This window comes from Fictibacillus sp. BK138, assembly GCF_004216955.1.
In the GTDB taxonomy this organism is placed as follows: domain Bacteria; phylum Bacillota; class Bacilli; order Bacillales; family Fictibacillaceae; genus Fictibacillus.
Map to the genome: position 1 here is coordinate 2,490,096 of NZ_SGXL01000001.1, position 16,762 is coordinate 2,506,857.

Genomic DNA, 16,762 nt, shown 5'->3' on the forward strand with positions numbered 1-16,762 from the left:
AAAAAACCTCTAATCAAATAGAGGCTTGTTGATTGATGTCCAAGATTAAATAAAATCCTCAACAGATTCGATGTGATCTTCTTTTATTCGTATAAGTTCAATATTAGGGTAAGATTCTTTAACTTTTCTTCCAAAACTCTCTACACCAAAAATCTCCGTAAACGTATGGCTGCCAACATATAAATTTATTCCAGCAAACTTAGCATACAGCACAGAATACAAGGTTCTTTCTCCTGTAATAAAGGCATCGCAGTCATTTTCTTTCGCAAACTTTATTAATCGTGAGTTATTCCCTGCCCCTGTTAAGATAGCCACGTTTTTTATTGGCCGGTCATGGTTTTGCCAAGCCCTGACGGGTTCATCCAGTTTAGATTCCAGTCGGCTTTTCAGCTCTGTGAACGATAGGGCTTGATGGAAGGTTCCGATTCCTGGAATCTCTTCATCATTTTTAAAAGAAGAATAGTTAGCGATCTCATCAATTTCTAACTGCTTGAATAATGATGTGCATGTCCCAAATTCCACAAAGTCGAGTGGCAAATGGATAAAAAAATGGGAGATGTCGTGTTTTTTTAATTCAGCTACACACTCTTCTCTCATACCGTAAAGAAAATCCCATGCATCATGATGGGTGAGAAGCAGATCAGCATTGCTTTGTACTGCTTTCTCTACCGTTTCAGGAGTTAAATTTGTTGCGTAAGCTACTCTTTTATTATCCTTTTCGATTCGGTATGTAAAACCATACTCTCCTTCATCTTCAAAAGTCTTTAGCCACGACCCGAATAATGAAGGCAAGAGGTGCTCAAAGTCCCGCGTTTTCATTGGTGAATTCCCCCATCTTGTTTTTATCATTATGCCAGAATTCTCCATTTACGACCATAAAAAAAGCCAAGTGAATAACACCTGGCTTGACTCGTTATTCGTATTTAATTTCTTCCTGCAGAGAACTTTCGAGATGCTTCATCAAATCATAATAATCATCAGGTTTTTGAAACTGTTCCACAGACCAATGCTGTTTGATCCATTCGGCAACTTCACTCGCACTGTTGAACACTTCGCCGGTCGTATCGCTGTCCCGCACTGTAAAGACCATGTTTTCATAATCAACTGTAACATCACATGGAAACTTGCCGTCTTTTTTGTACAGCGAATATTCCACCTCTCCCGCCTCCTTATAATACTTTCTTATTGAAGTAATACCCACTCTCTTGCCTTTTTATGACACTCTAAACGATATCTTTTGAAAATAGGTATAAAACACTGCCTCAACGTTCATTCTTATAGGGATTGTTGAATTGGAGGAAAGAAGATGAAAGCTGTTACGTATCAAGGAAAACGAGATATACAAGTGAAGTCGGTCGAGGATCCGAAGCTGTTGAAAAAGGATGATATTATCGTGCGGATCACGTCTACTACGATTTGCGGCTCTGATCTGCATCTTTATCAAGGGAACTTCCCTCTCCCGAAAGGATATATTATCGGGCATGAACCGATGGGCATTGTCGAGGAGATTGGGACCGACGTAACTTCTGTAAAGAAAGGCGACCGTGTTGTCATTCCGTTTAACGTAGCTTGCGGAAGCTGCCACTTCTGCACGCATCAGATGGAAAGCCAGTGTGACAACGCAAATCCGCATTACGACTCTGGTGCATATTTAGGGTACTCCGAAAAATTCGGTAATTATCCTGGAGGTCAGGCCGAGTGTTTAAGAGTACCATTTGCAAACTTTACTCCTTTTAAGATCCCAGATACAGCTGAAATGGAAGATGAATATTTTTTATTCCTATCTGACGTACTTCCAACAGCGTACTGGAGTGTGCTGAACAGCGGCATGAAAAAAGGAGATTCGGTTATTGTTCTTGGTTGCGGACCTGTTGGTCTTTATGCTCAAAAATTCGCATGGATGCTTGGCGCAAACCGTGTAATCGCAGTTGATCATCTGGATTACCGACTACTTAAAGCAAAAAAGATGAACAATGTAGAGACTGTTAATTTTTCAAAGTTTGCAGATACTGGTGAGCACCTGAAAGAAATGACGCTTGGCGGTGCGGATGTTGTAATTGATTGTGTTGGAATGGACGGTAAAAAATCACCGATGGAAAAAGTGGGACAAACGCTGAAACTTCAAGGCGGTACACTTGGACCCATTCAGATCGCAACAAAAGCCGTTCGTAAATTTGGAACGGTACAGATAACAGGTGTATATGGCGGTCTCTATAACAGCTTCCCGCTTGGAGCATTCTTTTCAAGAAACGTCACGCTAAAAATGGGACAGGCTCCTGTCATCCATCTCATGAGCACGATAATGGATAAGATTATGGCTGAAGAATTCGATCCTCGCGAGATCATTACACATACTCTGCCTTTGGATGAAGCAGCAAAGGGCTATGATTTATTTAATGACCACAAGGAAGACTGCATCAAAGTCGTACTAAAAACGTAAGGAGCTAAAAATGATGAAGAGCGACAAAAACAGAGAAAAAAGAGAACTAAAAACAGCAGAAAATAAAAATTTTCGCGGTGAATCTTTGGATCAGCATCAAAAACTTGAAGATGCCAACCTGTACTTGGATGAAGGCGAGATCAGCCAGCAAAACAATAACTTATAAGGAGTGATTCATCATGCAAAGCTTGATGATTAAATTTCTAGGAATTCCGCTAGTTCTTATTCTAGCCAACTTCCTTTTTAAAAGTGTTGACTTTGAGCTTGTCCAGCCCATCATCTGGATCACGGCAGTACTTGCTCCAATCGGCGTGCTTATGGAATATATCATGATCTCAAGAATCTCATATGGGAAGCAGCTGATGATTGATTTTGCAGCGACATTTATCCTTGTCTATCTGCTGGCGCTCATTCTGCCAGCTGTGACAATCTCAATATGGGGCTCGATCTTGGTGGCTTTAATCATTACAGGAATGGAAGCAATGGTTCATAAGCATCTCATATCTGATCATTTAGACCATTCTTACCGTTAAGATCTATACCGGTACCCTTTTGCATGGGGTGCCGGTTTTTTTATTTTTCACAAATATACACAAATGCTGGAGGAAAGTTTTTCGGAACGAAAGAGATATCCACTTCTTTAAATACTGCCTGGAAGGACTTCTTCATTTGTGTGGAATATTGGAACGCAACGAGTATTCCGCCAGGTCTTAAGGATCGATAAACTTCATCAACGATTTTTGTCCGGAGAGTTTTATTAAAATTAGTAAATGGCAGGCCAGAAAAAACAGCATCTAGTGTCCCTTCGCTATTTCCTAAGCTCTTGATGATTTCACACGCATCCTCATAAAAAAAGGCTTCAGGAAACTTCACTTGAAGTCCTTTCCTCATTTCGCTGTCTTTTTCAAATATATGCAGTCTGGTGTTGGGAAGCATGTTCTTCACGATCGAACGAGTGATGACCCCGGTTCCTGCACCTAATTCCGCTGCTTGGTTTATATTTTCCCAATTTAAATTTGATGTCATTTTCTCCGCTAAGGCAGCAGAACTTGGAAACAGGCTGCCTATCTGTAAAGGAGATTGTATAAATTTTTGCAGGAATAAGGATGTTCCGCCTTCCATTCTCTCTACCTCGTTTCTAATTCCGATTAAATCAATCGACTTTATCTATATTATTCATTCGAAATCGTAAGGTGAAAGAAAATTCACTGATTCTATTTAGAATTTCTAGTTTATTTATTAATAGATTTGGGAACATTCTAATTGGAATAAATTTGTAATGGAAAAAATTTTAATTGAAAAACATGTGAGGTTTTGCTACATTTGAAAACGGTGTACAGCTGAGAGAGACATTAGACTAATTGAGGTGTATTTAAATGGATTTGCTTAACAATATTATTGGTGATGTTAACACGGTTTTATGGTCTTATATCCTGATTGTCATGTTAATCGGATTAGGTCTTTATTTCACGGTTCGAACGAAATTTGTTCAATTCCGGATGATTGGCGAGATGATTCGCTTATTAGGTGAAGGGGCAACTGCTGATAAAAAAGGCGTTTCATCTTTCCAGGCATTCTGTATCAGTACCGCTTCGCGAGTTGGTACAGGTAACTTAGCCGGGGTAGCACTTGCTATCACAGCTGGCGGACCTGGAGCAGTTTTTTGGATGTGGCTGATCGCATTGATCGGTTCTGCATCGGCATTTGTTGAAAGTACTTTGGCTCAGATCTACAAAGTACGTGATGGAGTCGCTTTCCGAGGCGGTCCTGCGTATTACATGGATAAAGCTTTAAACGCTCGCTGGATGGGGGTAATTTTCGCAGTCTTGATCTCAATCACGTTCGGACTTGCATTCAACTCTGTTCAGTCAAACACGATCGCAAGCGCTTTTGGACAGTCGTTTGATATTAAGCCTGTTTACGTAAGTATTTTCCTTGCTGTTGTTACAGCTGTTATTATCTTTGGTGGTATAAAGAGAATTGCAAAAGTCTCTGAAATCATCGTACCGATCATGGCTGTGCTTTACATTTTAATCGCTCTATTTTTGATGATTACGAATATCGGAGAACTTCCAGGAGTATTCAGCTTAATCTTTAAAAGTGCCTTCGGATTAGAAGAAGTAGCGGGTGGAGCACTTGGTGCTGCGATGATGAATGGGATCAAACGCGGACTTTTCTCTAATGAAGCGGGTATGGGTAGTGCGCCAAACGCAGCAGCAACAGCTGATGTCAGTCACCCTGTAAAACAAGGTTTGATTCAATCGCTAGGTGTATTCGTAGACACATTGTTGATCTGTTCTTCTACAGCATTCATCATTCTTCTTTCTGGTATGTATACATCTGAAGAAGCTGACGGTATCATCCTTACTCAGCAAGCATTGAACAACCTCCTTGGATCATGGGGCGGCCCGTTCCTAGCTATTATCGTTCTACTGTTTGCATTCAGTTCAGTTGTCGGCAACTATTATTACGGTGAATCCAATATTGAATTCATCAGCCAAAACAAAATGTGGCTATTCTTATATCGAATTGCAGTTGTTGGAATGGTAGGATTCGGTGCAATCGCATCCCTTGACTTCGTTTGGAGTTTAGCGGATATGTTCATGGGATTAATGGCGATCATCAACCTTATTGCAATCTCCTTGTTAGGAAAAATTGCGTTTGATGCTCTCGGAGATTATATGAAGCAGAAAAAAGAAGGCAAAAATCCTGTATTCTATCCATCGAGCATCGGTCTTAAAAACACCGAAGTTTGGGGAGAAAAAACAGAAGACAAATAATCAGCACGAAAGAAAGAAGACTTCCAAAACACAGGAAGTCTTCTTTTTCTTTGAAACTTTTATCGATTAGGTCCGTATTATTTGTTTGGGATACAAAGTTTCTGGTCGGCGGTTTTAATCATTAATTACAAATCATACAAAAAAACTGGCTTATATTAACCAGTTTTTTAAAATCTATTTCTCATATATTATTAAGTGGTTTTTCTTGTGCAGGCGGTGAAAGAATATCCTGAAATTGTTGTTCAAGATCCTGCAAAGAAAGCTCGTATAGATGACGTCCATCTTTTGTTTTATATATGTTATGTAGCAATAGATCAGCAATTAAGTTCTCTCTTTTTTGATGGTCCGCTGACACGTTCAATCCCTCCTGAAAATCTCTTCAACTAACCTTACCCGCAAATGAAGGAGAAAAAACTTTACATTAATAGTTTATGTTCTAAACCTTGTAAGGTGATGCTCATTTCTCGTTTCTTTATGGGTCAACACTACCCTCTTTTGGATAAATTGTCAATTGTTTCTAGACAATATTTGTCGTCAATACTGTATAGGCATGTTAGAAAAAGGCTCTTTTCAAAATGACTTGCTTATAATTCTTTTGCTTCATTAATAAGTTGATTGAAGTGCAAGATGCGAGCCTCCTGGGTGACGAATGTGACAGGTGAGACTCCTAACGGCGCAAAGCGCCAGGAGGCTCACCGCACGCCCCCCGGAAAGCGACATCTGGACAATCAACATCTTTCAAAAACAGCATTGAAATTAACTAAAAAGGAGAGCTGAGATGTTCGAAGGCGGTCTTAACGTAGATTATTTTATTTTATTATTGGCAGTTCTTTTATTGCTTGGTGTTATTACCACTAAGTTCTCATCAAGATTCGGCGTACCGGCCCTCGTACTTTTTATCGGAATCGGTATGCTTGCAGGAAGTGACGGACTAAACTTTATATACTTTGATGATCCTCACCTTACCCAGCTGGTCGGTGTAGTTGCACTTATCATTATTTTATTCGAAGGAGGATTGCAGACAAAATGGAACAATGTTAAACCCATCTTGTACCCTTCTCTCTCTCTCGCAACATTCGGTGTATTTCTAACAACAGCAGTTGTTGCTGTTGCGGTAAAATTTTTACTCGATGTCACTTGGCTAGAGGCATTTCTTTTTGGATCAATCGTAGGTTCAACCGATGCTGCAGCTGTATTCTCTGTGTTATCAGGTAAAAACGTAAAAGATAAGCTATCCTCAACGCTAGAAGCTGAATCAGGATCTAATGACCCGATGGCTGTGTTCTTGACGATTACGTTTATCGAATTGTTAACAAGAGAAACAAGTTCCATCTTTAGTCTGATCTTCTCCTTCTTTTGGCAGATGGGAATGGGGTTAGTATTCGGGTACCTTTTTGGCAAGCTAGCCGTTTATGCCATCAATCGCATACAGCTTGAATCAAGCGGTCTGTATCCGGTATTCGCCTTATCATTTGCAATCCTCTGCTATGGGGTGACGATGCTTGCCGGTGCGAGCGGACTGCTTGCGGTTTATGTAGCCGCTGTATTAATGGGCAACAACCACCTAACTTATAAAAACTCGATCGTTCGTTTTAACGAAGGTTTTGCCTGGATGATGCAAATTTTAATGTTCGCGATCCTAGGTCTTCTTGTCTTCCCGAGTGAATTGTTCCACATTGGAATTATCGTGAAAGGTATGATTATCTCACTGATCCTTATCTTTATCGCAAGACCGATCGGTGTTTTCTTAAGTACTTATTTTTCTCCTTTTGATTTTAAGGAAAAAGTATTTTTATCATGGTCAGGATTAAGAGGCGCGGTTCCTATCGTGCTGGCTACGTTCCCTTTAATTGAAGGAGTAGAAAACAGCCAGCTATTCTTTAATCTTGTATTCTTCGTCGTGCTGACCTCTGCACTCATTCAAGGTTCAACGATTCCATGGGTCGCTCAGAAACTAAAGCTTACGGAGAAAGAAAAACCCACTTCTCCACACGTTCTGGAACTCGTTTCGATCGGTAAGGCCAATGCAGAGATTGTAGAGTTCTTTGTTCCTGAGAATGCAAAGATCATCGGACAGACGCTAGAAGAAATCACATTGCCACAGGATTCAATAGTGAGTGCAATGATTCGCGGTGATGAACTCATTACACCGACTGGAAAAACAGAGATCCACGCAAATGACATTCTATATATCATGGCTAATAAAAACAGGTTGAAGACACTGACTGATTATCTTTCCGAACAAAGAGTGAAGCAGAACTCTGAGTGAAAAATGCTAAATATAAATATGAAAAAGCCGGGAACCTCCCGGCTTTCTTATGCACCTTTTTCTACGTTCACTTGATGAGGGTATGGAATTTCGATACCGTTTGCATCCAATGCCTCTTTCAAAGCCTGACGCAATTCGCGCTCTACTGCCCACTGTTCCCCATTATGTGTTTTTGAGATAATACGAATTATAACATCTGATGAACCTAGCGCCTGAACACCAAGTACATTCGGACCTTCCACAATGTTCTCATTGTTTGCTTTCACACGGTCACAAGCTTCTTGAAGTACTTTTACAGCTTGATCAATGTTTTCCTCATAAGCGATTCCGATGTCCACCAATGCACGCATGTTGCCACGGGAATGGTTTTGTATCGTACTGATCTCACGGTTGGGCATGTACGAGAGTGTTCCGTCAAACGCTCTGATATGCGTCGTTCTCAGACCAACTTCTTCAACGATACCATCAACACCGCCAATTGTTACATAGTCGCCAACTTCCATCTGTTTCTCGAGCAAAATAAAGAAACCTGTTACCACATCACTTACAAGTCCTTGTGCACCGAATCCGATAGCGAGGCCAACGACACCAGCTCCTGCGATCAGGGTACCAATCTCAAGTCCGAACTGTTTAAACACGATACCTGCAAAAACAAATATTAAAACATAAGAAAATAAGTTCACAACTAACTTTTGCAATGTGATGATCCGACCGCTCGACATCTTGCGGTGAGATGCCGCTCTATCAAACATTCGGTTAATGATTCGTCTTCCGATCGATCGGATGATGATAAACATGACGATGATCAATAAAAATTTCGCAGCCCATAATCCTGCTCCTAGCATGATTTCAGCCCAATTTATCTTTCCCATCCATTTTTCCCAATTCTCCAAAAAAACCACTCCCACTTGTCTTCAATAGAATAGTTCCTATTGTAACAAGGCTTGGAGCGGCTTTTCAATCAAATTACTATTTTTATTGCGCGGTTACAGGCGTTCTATCGATTTCAAATCCCATATCTTCCAGCATTTTGTGATCTGCCGTTGATTCCTGCCCTGCTGTTGTAAGGTAATCACCAACAAAGATGGAGTTGGCTGCATATAGCCCGAGTGGCTGAAGGCTTCGTAAATTCACTTCTCGTCCGCCTGAAATTCGAATTTCTTTTGTTGGATTGATGTAGCGGAATAATGCCAGAACCTTTAAGCAATAGCGCGGATCCAGTTCATCCGTTCCTTCGAGCGGTGTTCCATCAATGGCATGCAAAAAGTTAACCGGAATGGAATCCGCATCAAGTACTTTAAGGCTTCGTGCCATATCGATCACATCCTGTTTCGTTTCCTTCATGCCGACGATCACCCCTGAGCAAGGTGAGATTCCGCTGTCTTTTACTACGTTAACTGTGTTCACTCGGTCATCGTATGTATGAGATGTTGTGATATTTTCATGGTTTCGAGCTGAAGTGTTCAAGTTATGGTTGTAGCGGTCCACTCCTGCTTCTTTTAGACGTGCCGCCTGTTCTGGCTTTAGAATTCCTAGGCAAGCACAAACTTTTAATCCGTATGTATCTTTGATCTCTTTTACAGCTTCTACGACTTTATCCACATCCCGGTTCGTGGGTCCTCGGCCGCTTGCTACGATGCAGTAGGTTCCGACGTTCAGGTTATAAGCCGTTTCTGCACCTTTCACCATCTCGTCTTTATCCATCATTCTGTACGTTTCGATCGGAGCCGTTGAAACGATAGATTGCGAGCAATAGCCGCAGTTCTCAGGACATGCACCGGATTTCGTATTGATGATCATGTTTAATTTTACGAGATTCCCATAATAGTGTTTACGAACCTGATAAGCACCGTGAAGCAGCAGTAGCAAGTCTTCATCTGGACATTCTAAAATGGAAAGTGCTTCTTCGTTCGTGACCTCCTCACCTTGCAAAACCTTCTCAGCTAGCAGATTCCAAGTCATTTTGCGTCTCCCCTTTTATGATGCGTGTTTTGTTTGATGTGACATTACTTTTTTTCGCGCGATATTAATACGTGGAGCGATAAGTGCTGCGCAAACGGCTAGAATGATATCTTTCGGAAGCGGAACCATCATCCATCCCCAAGCCATAGTATAAGTAAACCCTTCTGGCGCAGCTGCCCACATCTTATATGCCATGAACATGAGGTTTGTTCCAACCACATAGTTGATCGCCGTTCCGATGAGTGTCGCCACCACATACGAAGCTTTGCTGCCGTTCTTTTCAATGATCAAACCTGTTACATAGGCTACTAGAATAAAAGATAATAGAAATCCGAAAGTAGGACTTACTACGGTTGCAAAACCGCCTTTAAATTGTGCGAAGACAGGTGCTCCGACTAAACCAACTAATACGTATACGCTCATAGCAATCGCACCTAATCGGCTTCCTAATAATGCTCCTGCCAGAATACAGAAGAACGTCTGCAATGTAATTGGAACTCCGCCAACGACCATGAACGGAAAGATCGTTGTTATGTTTGCCCCGATCGCCATTAATGCCACAAACATTCCGATCAGCGTAATATCAATCGTTTTCAACCCATTTCTTCTTGCTGTCATGTGAATGAACCTCCATTTGTAAGAACTGTTTATGCTATAAGAATAGCGAAGGTTACGATTTGCGTCAACTTATAAAATATTTAAGTTAACATTTAAGGATTAGGAAAACCACTCCGTATTTTTAGAGTGGTTTATGAATGTTGTTTTTGATTTTGGTGAGCAGATCACTATCTAAATCTGCATAAATCTTGTTGTTTTCAATGTTTGTTTTCAGATTATGAATCGTGTATTCCTGCCAATCTTGCAGGTTACCAATATCCCAAACTTTTAGAAAAAGAACATATAGAAATAACTCGCGAAGCTTAAGAAAGTCTGGGAGCTGATCGATCAGCTCATTTGTTAAATCATTGCTCTCTCTGTATCCGTTCAGAAAATGGATAAGAAACTCCACCGCAAAATCATCTTCTGTTGAATTGAATGATGTGTGCTGCCAATATGCATGATAGAACGCTGTTGCAATATCATAAGCAAAATAAAAATAAGCACAGTCGTCGAAATCAAAAAGCGTGATTTCCTCTTCATCAACAAAAAAGTTTCCTTGGTGAAAATCATTATGTATGAGACCGAAATACTGATCCCCCATTGAAAACTCCTTAATTCGTTCAACCAGTTCAACATACTTTTGTCGTATCCATTCAGAAGGCAGATCCTTAAATAGTTCATGATTATAGGGATGATCTGCATTCCAATGGGGTCTACCGGTATTCGTTTTTTCGGCAGAATAGCGTTTTCCGGCTTGATGAACCTCTCCTAGCAACCTCCCCCATCGCTGAAAAAAATGCGGGTTCCATTGATCTCGGTTCTGAACATTAACCGGTCCGCCAGTGGCTTTTTCAAAAACCGTTACATAAGAATCATGTACCTCTTCAACGAACTGATTGTTTTTTGAGGTGACAGCAACACTAACAGGTACACCGCTTTTCTTCAAACACTGAATCCATGAAATCTCTTCGTTGAGCATTTCAGCGTTTCTTTTATCTTTAGATGTGATCCGCATTATGTAATCATGGTGGTTCCTTGTAAAGCTATAAACTTTGTTTTGAAACCCTTCAGATATGGCGGTTAATTCATCAGGGGTTATCCCATATAACTCCGTTGCTTTTTTAATAGTTTCGATTAGATTTTTCATATGTTCACCTGTTCTTTAAAATAACTGTCCTGTGAAGTTCTGCATGAGATGGCTTGATTCCTCTCTGAATTGTCGAGAATTAACTACTCGTGGTTATATTTTATTTTACGTGGGATTATTGCTCTTTTTCGTGGGATTATTCATTTTAAGCAAGGAATAAATTCATCTGACGTGGGATTCTGTTTAGAAAGCAACAAAAAAACTGGCTCGAGGGGAACTCGTCACCCCCTCAAAAGCCAGTTTCTCATCAATTATTCTATTTATCTCCTGTAAACTTGATTCCTTTTACAAAATATCGGTTGAAAAAGGCGTACAGGACGATTATCGGGAGCGTAAAGACCATGGATGCTGCCATGATGTAGTTCCAATATGAAATGAACTGTCCTTTAAACGAGTTCAATCCGAGCGGCAATGTGAACATATCCATGTCAGACAAAATGATGAGCGGTCTCATAAAGTCGTTCCAGAACGCCATGAACACGAAGATCGTCTGAGCGGCAAGAGCCGGTTTTGCAAGCGGCAGTACGATCCTAAAGAACGTACCGAAGCGGCCTAGACCATCGATTGCTGCTGCTTCCTCCACTTCTTTCGGGAAGTTCACAAAGAACTGTCTCATCATAAAGATGAACGTTGCGTTAACTGCACCTGGTATGATCATTCCCTGATAAGAGTTCAGCCAGCCAAGCTCTTTTAAAATCAAAAAGTTCGGGATCAGCGTAACCTGAAACGGAATCATCAACACAGCTAGAATGATGATAAAGATACTCTTTTTACCCGGGAAGCTCAACCTAGCGAGCGCATATCCAGCCATAGAGTTGAACAATAAATTAAGCATTGTTCCAACTGTTGCTATAAATAGACTGTTGAACAGCCATCTGCCGAATAACGGTTCTTTCGAGAAAATTTGTTTGTAGTTATCCAGTGTAAAATCTTTCGGTATAAAATTGATCGATCCGCTTACGATCTCACCTAGTGTTTTAAAGGAAGAAGACAGTGCCCATAAAAACGGAATGACAGTGATGATCGCGTAGACGACAAGGATGACATATAATGCTTTTCTTCCAGCCGATCGTTTTTTCATGGAATCTCCTCCTTAGTAAAGTGATTCTTCTTTTGAGAATTTGCGCTGTATTAAAGTAGCCACTAGAATGATGATCGCAAGCATGAAGGCGATCGCTGTTGCGTAACCCATCGTCCCAAGCGTCTTAAATGCATATTGATAGATTAAAAGAACAACTGTCAGCGTGGAGTTGTTCGGTCCGCCCGATCCTCCTGAGAAAATGTACGACTGATCAAACAGCTGGAACGTTCCGATGATTCCCATGATTACTACGAATGATGTAACAGGACGCAGGTTCGGAACCGTGATGTGCCAAAACTTTTGAACTGCACCTGCCCCGTCCAGCTCGGCTGCTTCATAATGACTGTCCGGTATATCCTGCAGCGCCGCAAGATAGATGACCATAAAGAAAGGTGCTGTCGCCCAAATGTTCATGATCATGATGGCGATCAGTGCGACGTCCGGGTCCCCAATCCAGTTATAGGTCGGCAGATGAAATATCTTCAGTACATAGTTGATCAAGCCGTTCTGATTATACATCCACATAAAGATCAGGGTTAACACCGCGGATGATGTTAAGGTCGGCAAGAAATAGACGACCCGGAAAAACTTCTGCCCCTTAAGCCCTGCATTCAAGGAAGCCGCAAGCACCAGCGCCAAGAAGGTCTGTGCAGGGACAACCACCGCTACATATATGGCGGTGTTTTTCAAAGCGATAATCGCACGGTCATCAAAGGTTACTTTTAAAAAGTTATCCAGCCCCCGAAACTCATAACTAGCACCACCGAGCAGCTCCACTTTATGAAAAGATAAGAAAACAGCATAAAGGATTGGGGCGATAACAAATACGCCTAGTATAAGGATTGTCGGAAGCAAAAACAGATAGCCTTGTCCCGCTTCTTTCCTCTCTTTTTTCGTAAACATTTTCACGTTCTTCACCTCACTTCTTTTTCGTTATTCTGTAACCTTTATTTCTCTGTTCGCTTGTTTCTCAGCATCTTTCAGCGCTTCTTTTAATTTACGATCTCCAAGATATGCACTGAGAAACTGGTTGTTAAAGTTGTTCATGACGATTGGAAGTGAAGGACCATCCTGCCATACGGTCGCATAGCTTGCTCCGTTAACCAATGGCCGGCGTAGTTCGTCTTGATCAAAGCCGAGTTCAGCCGCAACCGATTTTCTCGTCGGCAATGCAAAACCCTTGCTTGTCCACTTTTCCATGCCTTCCTTGCCGGTGAGATATTCAATTAGTTCCCACGACTCTTTTTTATGTTCAGATTCTGAATTCATAGCATAACCGACTGTGAATGACATCGTTCCCTTTTTCCCGTTAACGGTTGGGAGTTCTGCTGTACCATAGTCGATATCAGGGAAAGTATCTTCCATATAAGGAATGTTCCAGTTTCCTTCAACGACCATTGCCGCTTTCCCGCGGCCGAACATTTCACCCGCAGACTGTCCTGCTCCAACTTCGGATGGAGTAGCTGCAGATTTATCTTTCAAGTGCATATCCACAATCGGCTGGATAGCATTTACTACTTTGTCATCTGCAAAGCTGGCGCGTCCGTCTGTAATCACTTCCCCGCCCTGGGATTCTGCCAGATAATATAAGCGCTCAATCTGCGGCATAACACCGAGTCCGTACACTTGTTTTTCTTCATCGGTCACTTTTTTTGCGATCTGTTCTAGCTCTTCCCATGTTTTTGGCGGTCCTGAGATGCCGTGCTCTTTGAACATTTTTTTATTATAAAAAAGGGCTAGAGTTGAATAATCTTTGGGCAATCCATAAAGTTCACCGTCACTTCTAAAAGCGTCGATCATCGGTTTCTCAAAGTCATCAATATCGAATTCTTCCGTTACGTACTTTTTAAGTGGTTCAATCGCACCTGTCTCGATCAAGGCAGGAGCTTCAAACGCATCTAAGTAAAACACGTCAGCCGCTGTTCCACCGATCAGCCGGGTTTTGAGTACATCCATATATTGATCATTGATCGTGTTCAGCTTCACATCGATGTGCGGATGCTCTTTTTCAAAATCAGCAAGCACTTCATTCAACAGTTTCTTTTCGACGGGATTACCTCCCCATCCACTTAAGACGATCTCTGTTTTTTCTGTGTCACTTTCTTCGTCATTGCCGCAGCCCGACAGTGCAGTTGTCAGTAACAGTGAAGAAAAACAAACAGCTGACATCCATTTTGCAGGTCTCATTGTTTCTCTCTCCCTTCTTCAAAGCTTGAATTAGGCTAATTGTTTTTGGACAACCTCGTAACCAGTCGTATTTTCTTCAATGGTGGTAATCATTTCTTCTCCATTACGAGTGACTTTTACAGAAAGATAACCTTTTCCAATTCTGATCTTCATAACATGCAAATCGTTCATTCCCTTTAAAAGTTGCGGGCAAAGCGTAATCGTTTTGTTTAAACTGTCAGGAAACAGCCCAAGAATCGTTTGGATAAAAACAAGCGGAGTTCCTGCTGCCCATGCTTGCGGTGAGCACGCTACTGGATATTTCACAGCACGTCCCGCCTCAGTACCGTAACCGCAGAACAGTTCAGGCAAGCGGTCATATTCAAAGTGTTCAGCCGCTTCGATCAAGCCATGAATGACTGTGTTGGCCTCTGACTGGCGGTTAAGTTTGCTCATTCCAAGCAGGATCATGCTGTTATCATGCGGCCAGATGCTGCCGTCATGGTAGCTCATCGGGTTATATCCTGCTTCTCCCTCAGCCATCGTACGAATGCCGTATCCTGAGAAGAAGGCTGGAGATATTAACTTTTCAATTACAGCATCCGCTTTGTTTTCTTCTAACATTTCTGCAAAGAGCACATGCCCCGGATTCGTCGTTAATGTTCCTACTTGTTTTTTTTCCTTATCTAAAGCAATGGCATGAAACTCCTGATCTTCCATCCAAAACGCTTCATCATATCTTCGCTTTAACTGATCCGCTTGATCCCGAAGCTTTGCCGCTTCCTCCGTTTTCCCTTGTGCTTCATAAATCGTTGCTACTCCTTGTTTTGCCTGATACACATACCCTTGAACTTCAGAGAGCGCGATCGGTGTTTCAGCATAATCACCGTTTCGATGAACGATTGAGTCACCCGAGTCTTTCCAGCCTTGGTTCGCGATGCCTTTACTGGATTCCTGATGATACTCGACAAAGCCATCACCATCGCGGTCACCGTACTCATCGATCCACATGAGCGCAGCGTCCACGTTCTGCGAAAGTTTTTCTGCTAAAGAAAGGTCACCCGTCCACTTTGTATATTCAGATAAAAGGACTAAAAAGAGCGGTGTCGCGTCAATCGTTCCGTAATATGGGGTAAACGGAATCTGGTTTGTTGCCGCAAGTTCTCCGTAACGGATCTCATGCATGATTTTACCTGGCTGTTCATCTCGCCACGGATCCACCTTTGTCCCCTGCTGAGATGCCATCGTTAAGAGAGTTCCTTTTGCGATCTCAGGATTGAATGCTAGCATTTGAAGCGCCGCTATTAAACTGTCTCTTCCGAACGGTACTCCGAACCATGGTAGACCGGCAACTGGAAACTGCCCATGTCCAATGTCTGTCAAAAGGACACGCAAATCTTGTATTCCGCGGTCTACTAATCTCTGAAGCGGTTCGTAATCCGTTTCAACACTTGTAGTTTCAGACTCCCACTTTTCGTAAGAGCCTTTAAGAAGTTGAAGTGCAGCATCCGGCTCAATAACCGAACCTGACTCTCCATCAATCTCAGGTGAAACGGTAAAGGTCACAGACTGAGCTTCTCCATGATTCAAACGAAACTTGAATGCAACCACTCCTTCTTTTTTCACAGATACCGCATCACGATCCCATTGAATTTTGGTAGCTCGTTCAACTTCATCTGTTCCTCTATAAAAATAGCTCAATGATCGATCCGTCACTTCTTCTCCTGTTTTCTTGCCTACATCACCGAATTGAAATCCTCGTACGATAAACATATCTGTAAAATCAGCATCCACATGTAGGCTGACTTCGAACTCCACTGGCTTTGGATAATAGTTTTTCAGTTGAAGTGTTTCATAGAGCACACCATCATAGATTAAACGCTTTCTTTCAATCTCTACTGATTCTCTCCAAAGAATCAGCTCTCCGTCCTCTTCCATGTGAGGATTGGTCAGCAAAATTTTTGCCATATAGTTCTCATCGGCTGAAGATGAAAGAAGAATAGGATCTTGACCGTTGATTTTGATATCAAACTTACTTAAGAACCTCGTATCCTTTGTATAGAGCCCCAATCCATAGCTGTTTTCCTGTGGAATATTTCCTTTGTCATCGGTTAAGAAAAATAAATCGTTCTCTTTAATTACGCGGTAATTCACGGTTGTTTCCTCCTGTTTTGTTTAGATGTTTTTCGTATATCTTGTTGCTTTTGATAGTAGTTAATTTCCGCTCCAGGTTACTCGCTTTCCACGGGGCGTGCGGTGAGCCTCCTGCCGCTACGCGCCATTAGGAGTTTCCACCTGACCGCTCGTCCCGTAGGAG

17 protein-coding genes are annotated in these 16,762 nt (G+C 41.8%); 5 read left to right on the forward strand and 12 right to left on the reverse strand.

Annotated elements, in window-relative coordinates:
* Positions 1–45: 45 nt before the first annotated feature.
* Positions 46–819, reverse strand: coding sequence for a Nif3-like dinuclear metal center hexameric protein (locus EV282_RS12350; protein WP_130296096.1), 774 nt, complete (start codon positions 817–819; stop codon positions 46–48).
* 94 nt (positions 820–913) lie between these two features.
* Positions 914–1,156, reverse strand: coding sequence for a hypothetical protein (locus EV282_RS12355; RefSeq protein WP_077362128.1), 243 nt, complete (start codon positions 1,154–1,156; stop codon positions 914–916).
* Positions 1,157–1,306: 150 nt separating this feature from the next.
* On the opposite strand from EV282_RS12355, the gene EV282_RS12360 reads away from it, so the two are divergent.
* From EV282_RS12360 to EV282_RS12365, 3 genes are read left to right on the forward strand one after another with little or no spacing between them, the layout of a single operon-like run.
* Positions 1,307–2,440 (forward strand): zinc-dependent alcohol dehydrogenase, encoded by a 1,134-nt coding sequence (locus EV282_RS12360; RefSeq protein WP_130296097.1) that lies wholly within the window; start codon positions 1,307–1,309, stop codon positions 2,438–2,440.
* A 13-nt stretch (positions 2,441–2,453) separates the two neighbouring features.
* Entirely contained in the window at positions 2,454–2,606 is a 153-nt protein-coding gene (locus tag EV282_RS20265; RefSeq protein ID WP_165389302.1) for a hypothetical protein, read from the forward strand.
* Between the two features lie 13 nt (positions 2,607–2,619).
* Complete coding sequence (locus EV282_RS12365) at positions 2,620–2,973, forward strand: DUF2512 family protein (protein ID WP_130296098.1); 354 nt, start codon at positions 2,620–2,622, stop codon at positions 2,971–2,973.
* A 40-nt stretch (positions 2,974–3,013) separates the two neighbouring features.
* Here the strand turns inward: EV282_RS12365 and EV282_RS12370 are convergent, their stop codons facing one another.
* Positions 3,014–3,562, reverse strand: a complete 549-nt coding sequence (locus EV282_RS12370) for a class I SAM-dependent methyltransferase (protein WP_130296099.1) — start codon at positions 3,560–3,562, stop codon at positions 3,014–3,016.
* 254 nt (positions 3,563–3,816) lie between these two features.
* Between EV282_RS12370 and EV282_RS12375 the strand changes: the two genes are divergently transcribed.
* Positions 3,817–5,220, forward strand: coding sequence for an alanine/glycine:cation symporter family protein (locus EV282_RS12375; RefSeq protein WP_130296100.1), 1,404 nt, complete (start codon positions 3,817–3,819; stop codon positions 5,218–5,220).
* A 181-nt stretch (positions 5,221–5,401) separates the two neighbouring features.
* Here EV282_RS12375 and EV282_RS12380 read toward each other — a convergent pair whose 3' ends face one another.
* Positions 5,402–5,575, reverse strand: a complete 174-nt coding sequence (locus EV282_RS12380; protein ID WP_165389450.1) for a Fur-regulated basic protein FbpA — start codon at positions 5,573–5,575, stop codon at positions 5,402–5,404.
* 423 nt (positions 5,576–5,998) lie between these two features.
* Between EV282_RS12380 and EV282_RS12385 the strand changes: the two genes are divergently transcribed.
* Positions 5,999–7,489 carry a potassium/proton antiporter gene (locus EV282_RS12385; protein WP_130296102.1) on the forward strand — a complete coding sequence of 497 codons (1,491 nt, stop codon included), beginning with the start codon at positions 5,999–6,001 and terminating at the stop codon, positions 7,487–7,489.
* 47 nt (positions 7,490–7,536) lie between these two features.
* Here EV282_RS12385 and EV282_RS12390 read toward each other — a convergent pair whose 3' ends face one another.
* The 8 genes from EV282_RS12390 to EV282_RS12425 form a co-directional block, all read right to left on the reverse strand.
* Complete coding sequence (locus tag EV282_RS12390) at positions 7,537–8,361, reverse strand: mechanosensitive ion channel family protein (RefSeq protein WP_130296977.1); 825 nt, start codon at positions 8,359–8,361, stop codon at positions 7,537–7,539.
* A 103-nt stretch (positions 8,362–8,464) separates the two neighbouring features.
* Positions 8,465–9,451, reverse strand: coding sequence for a biotin synthase BioB (gene bioB, locus EV282_RS12395; protein WP_130296103.1), 987 nt, complete (start codon positions 9,449–9,451; stop codon positions 8,465–8,467).
* Between the two features lie 15 nt (positions 9,452–9,466).
* Complete coding sequence (locus EV282_RS12400) at positions 9,467–10,069, reverse strand: biotin transporter BioY (protein ID WP_130296104.1); 603 nt, start codon at positions 10,067–10,069, stop codon at positions 9,467–9,469.
* 121 nt (positions 10,070–10,190) lie between these two features.
* The gene (locus EV282_RS12405) at positions 10,191–11,198 is read right to left on the reverse strand and encodes a phosphotransferase enzyme family protein (protein ID WP_130296105.1); all 1,008 of its coding nucleotides are present in this window, start codon (positions 11,196–11,198) and stop codon (positions 10,191–10,193) included.
* A 256-nt stretch (positions 11,199–11,454) separates the two neighbouring features.
* Complete coding sequence (locus EV282_RS12410; protein ID WP_077362148.1) at positions 11,455–12,279, reverse strand: carbohydrate ABC transporter permease; 825 nt, start codon at positions 12,277–12,279, stop codon at positions 11,455–11,457.
* A gap of 12 nt (positions 12,280–12,291) precedes the next feature.
* Entirely contained in the window at positions 12,292–13,182 is an 891-nt protein-coding gene (locus EV282_RS12415) for a carbohydrate ABC transporter permease (protein WP_077362150.1), read from the reverse strand.
* 30 nt (positions 13,183–13,212) lie between these two features.
* Positions 13,213–14,466, reverse strand: a complete 1,254-nt coding sequence (locus EV282_RS12420; RefSeq protein WP_130296106.1) for an ABC transporter substrate-binding protein — start codon at positions 14,464–14,466, stop codon at positions 13,213–13,215.
* Between the two features lie 30 nt (positions 14,467–14,496).
* On the reverse strand, positions 14,497–16,599 hold the full coding sequence (locus EV282_RS12425; protein WP_130296107.1) for an amylo-alpha-1,6-glucosidase: 2,103 nt from the start codon (positions 16,597–16,599) through the stop codon (positions 14,497–14,499).
* Between the last annotated feature and the right edge of the window lie 163 nt (positions 16,600–16,762).

What these genes read in the sequence shown, in the direction of transcription:
- EV282_RS12420 (WP_130296106.1), bottom strand. Translation starts at nt 14,466, where the DNA reads ATGAGACCTGCAAAATGGATGTCAGCTGTTTGTTTTTCTTCACTGTTA.
- EV282_RS12370 (WP_130296099.1), bottom strand. Translation starts at nt 3,562, where the DNA reads ATGGAAGGCGGAACATCCTTATTCCTGCAAAAATTTATACAATCTCCT.
- EV282_RS12360 (WP_130296097.1), top strand. Translation starts at nt 1,307, where the DNA reads ATGAAAGCTGTTACGTATCAAGGAAAACGAGATATACAAGTGAAGTCG.
- EV282_RS12390 (WP_130296977.1), bottom strand. Translation starts at nt 8,361, where the DNA reads ATGGGAAAGATAAATTGGGCTGAAATCATGCTAGGAGCAGGATTATGG.
- bioB (WP_130296103.1), bottom strand. Translation starts at nt 9,451, where the DNA reads ATGACTTGGAATCTGCTAGCTGAGAAGGTTTTGCAAGGTGAGGAGGTC.
- EV282_RS12375 (WP_130296100.1), top strand. Translation starts at nt 3,817, where the DNA reads ATGGATTTGCTTAACAATATTATTGGTGATGTTAACACGGTTTTATGG.
- EV282_RS20265 (WP_165389302.1), top strand. Translation starts at nt 2,454, where the DNA reads ATGAAGAGCGACAAAAACAGAGAAAAAAGAGAACTAAAAACAGCAGAA.
- EV282_RS12400 (WP_130296104.1), bottom strand. Translation starts at nt 10,069, where the DNA reads ATGACAGCAAGAAGAAATGGGTTGAAAACGATTGATATTACGCTGATC.
- EV282_RS12385 (WP_130296102.1), top strand. Translation starts at nt 5,999, where the DNA reads ATGTTCGAAGGCGGTCTTAACGTAGATTATTTTATTTTATTATTGGCA.
- EV282_RS12415 (WP_077362150.1), bottom strand. Translation starts at nt 13,182, where the DNA reads ATGTTTACGAAAAAAGAGAGGAAAGAAGCGGGACAAGGCTATCTGTTT.
- EV282_RS12350 (WP_130296096.1), bottom strand. Translation starts at nt 819, where the DNA reads ATGAAAACGCGGGACTTTGAGCACCTCTTGCCTTCATTATTCGGGTCG.
- EV282_RS12405 (WP_130296105.1), bottom strand. Translation starts at nt 11,198, where the DNA reads ATGAAAAATCTAATCGAAACTATTAAAAAAGCAACGGAGTTATATGGG.
- EV282_RS12410 (WP_077362148.1), bottom strand. Translation starts at nt 12,279, where the DNA reads ATGAAAAAACGATCGGCTGGAAGAAAAGCATTATATGTCATCCTTGTC.
- EV282_RS12365 (WP_130296098.1), top strand. Translation starts at nt 2,620, where the DNA reads ATGCAAAGCTTGATGATTAAATTTCTAGGAATTCCGCTAGTTCTTATT.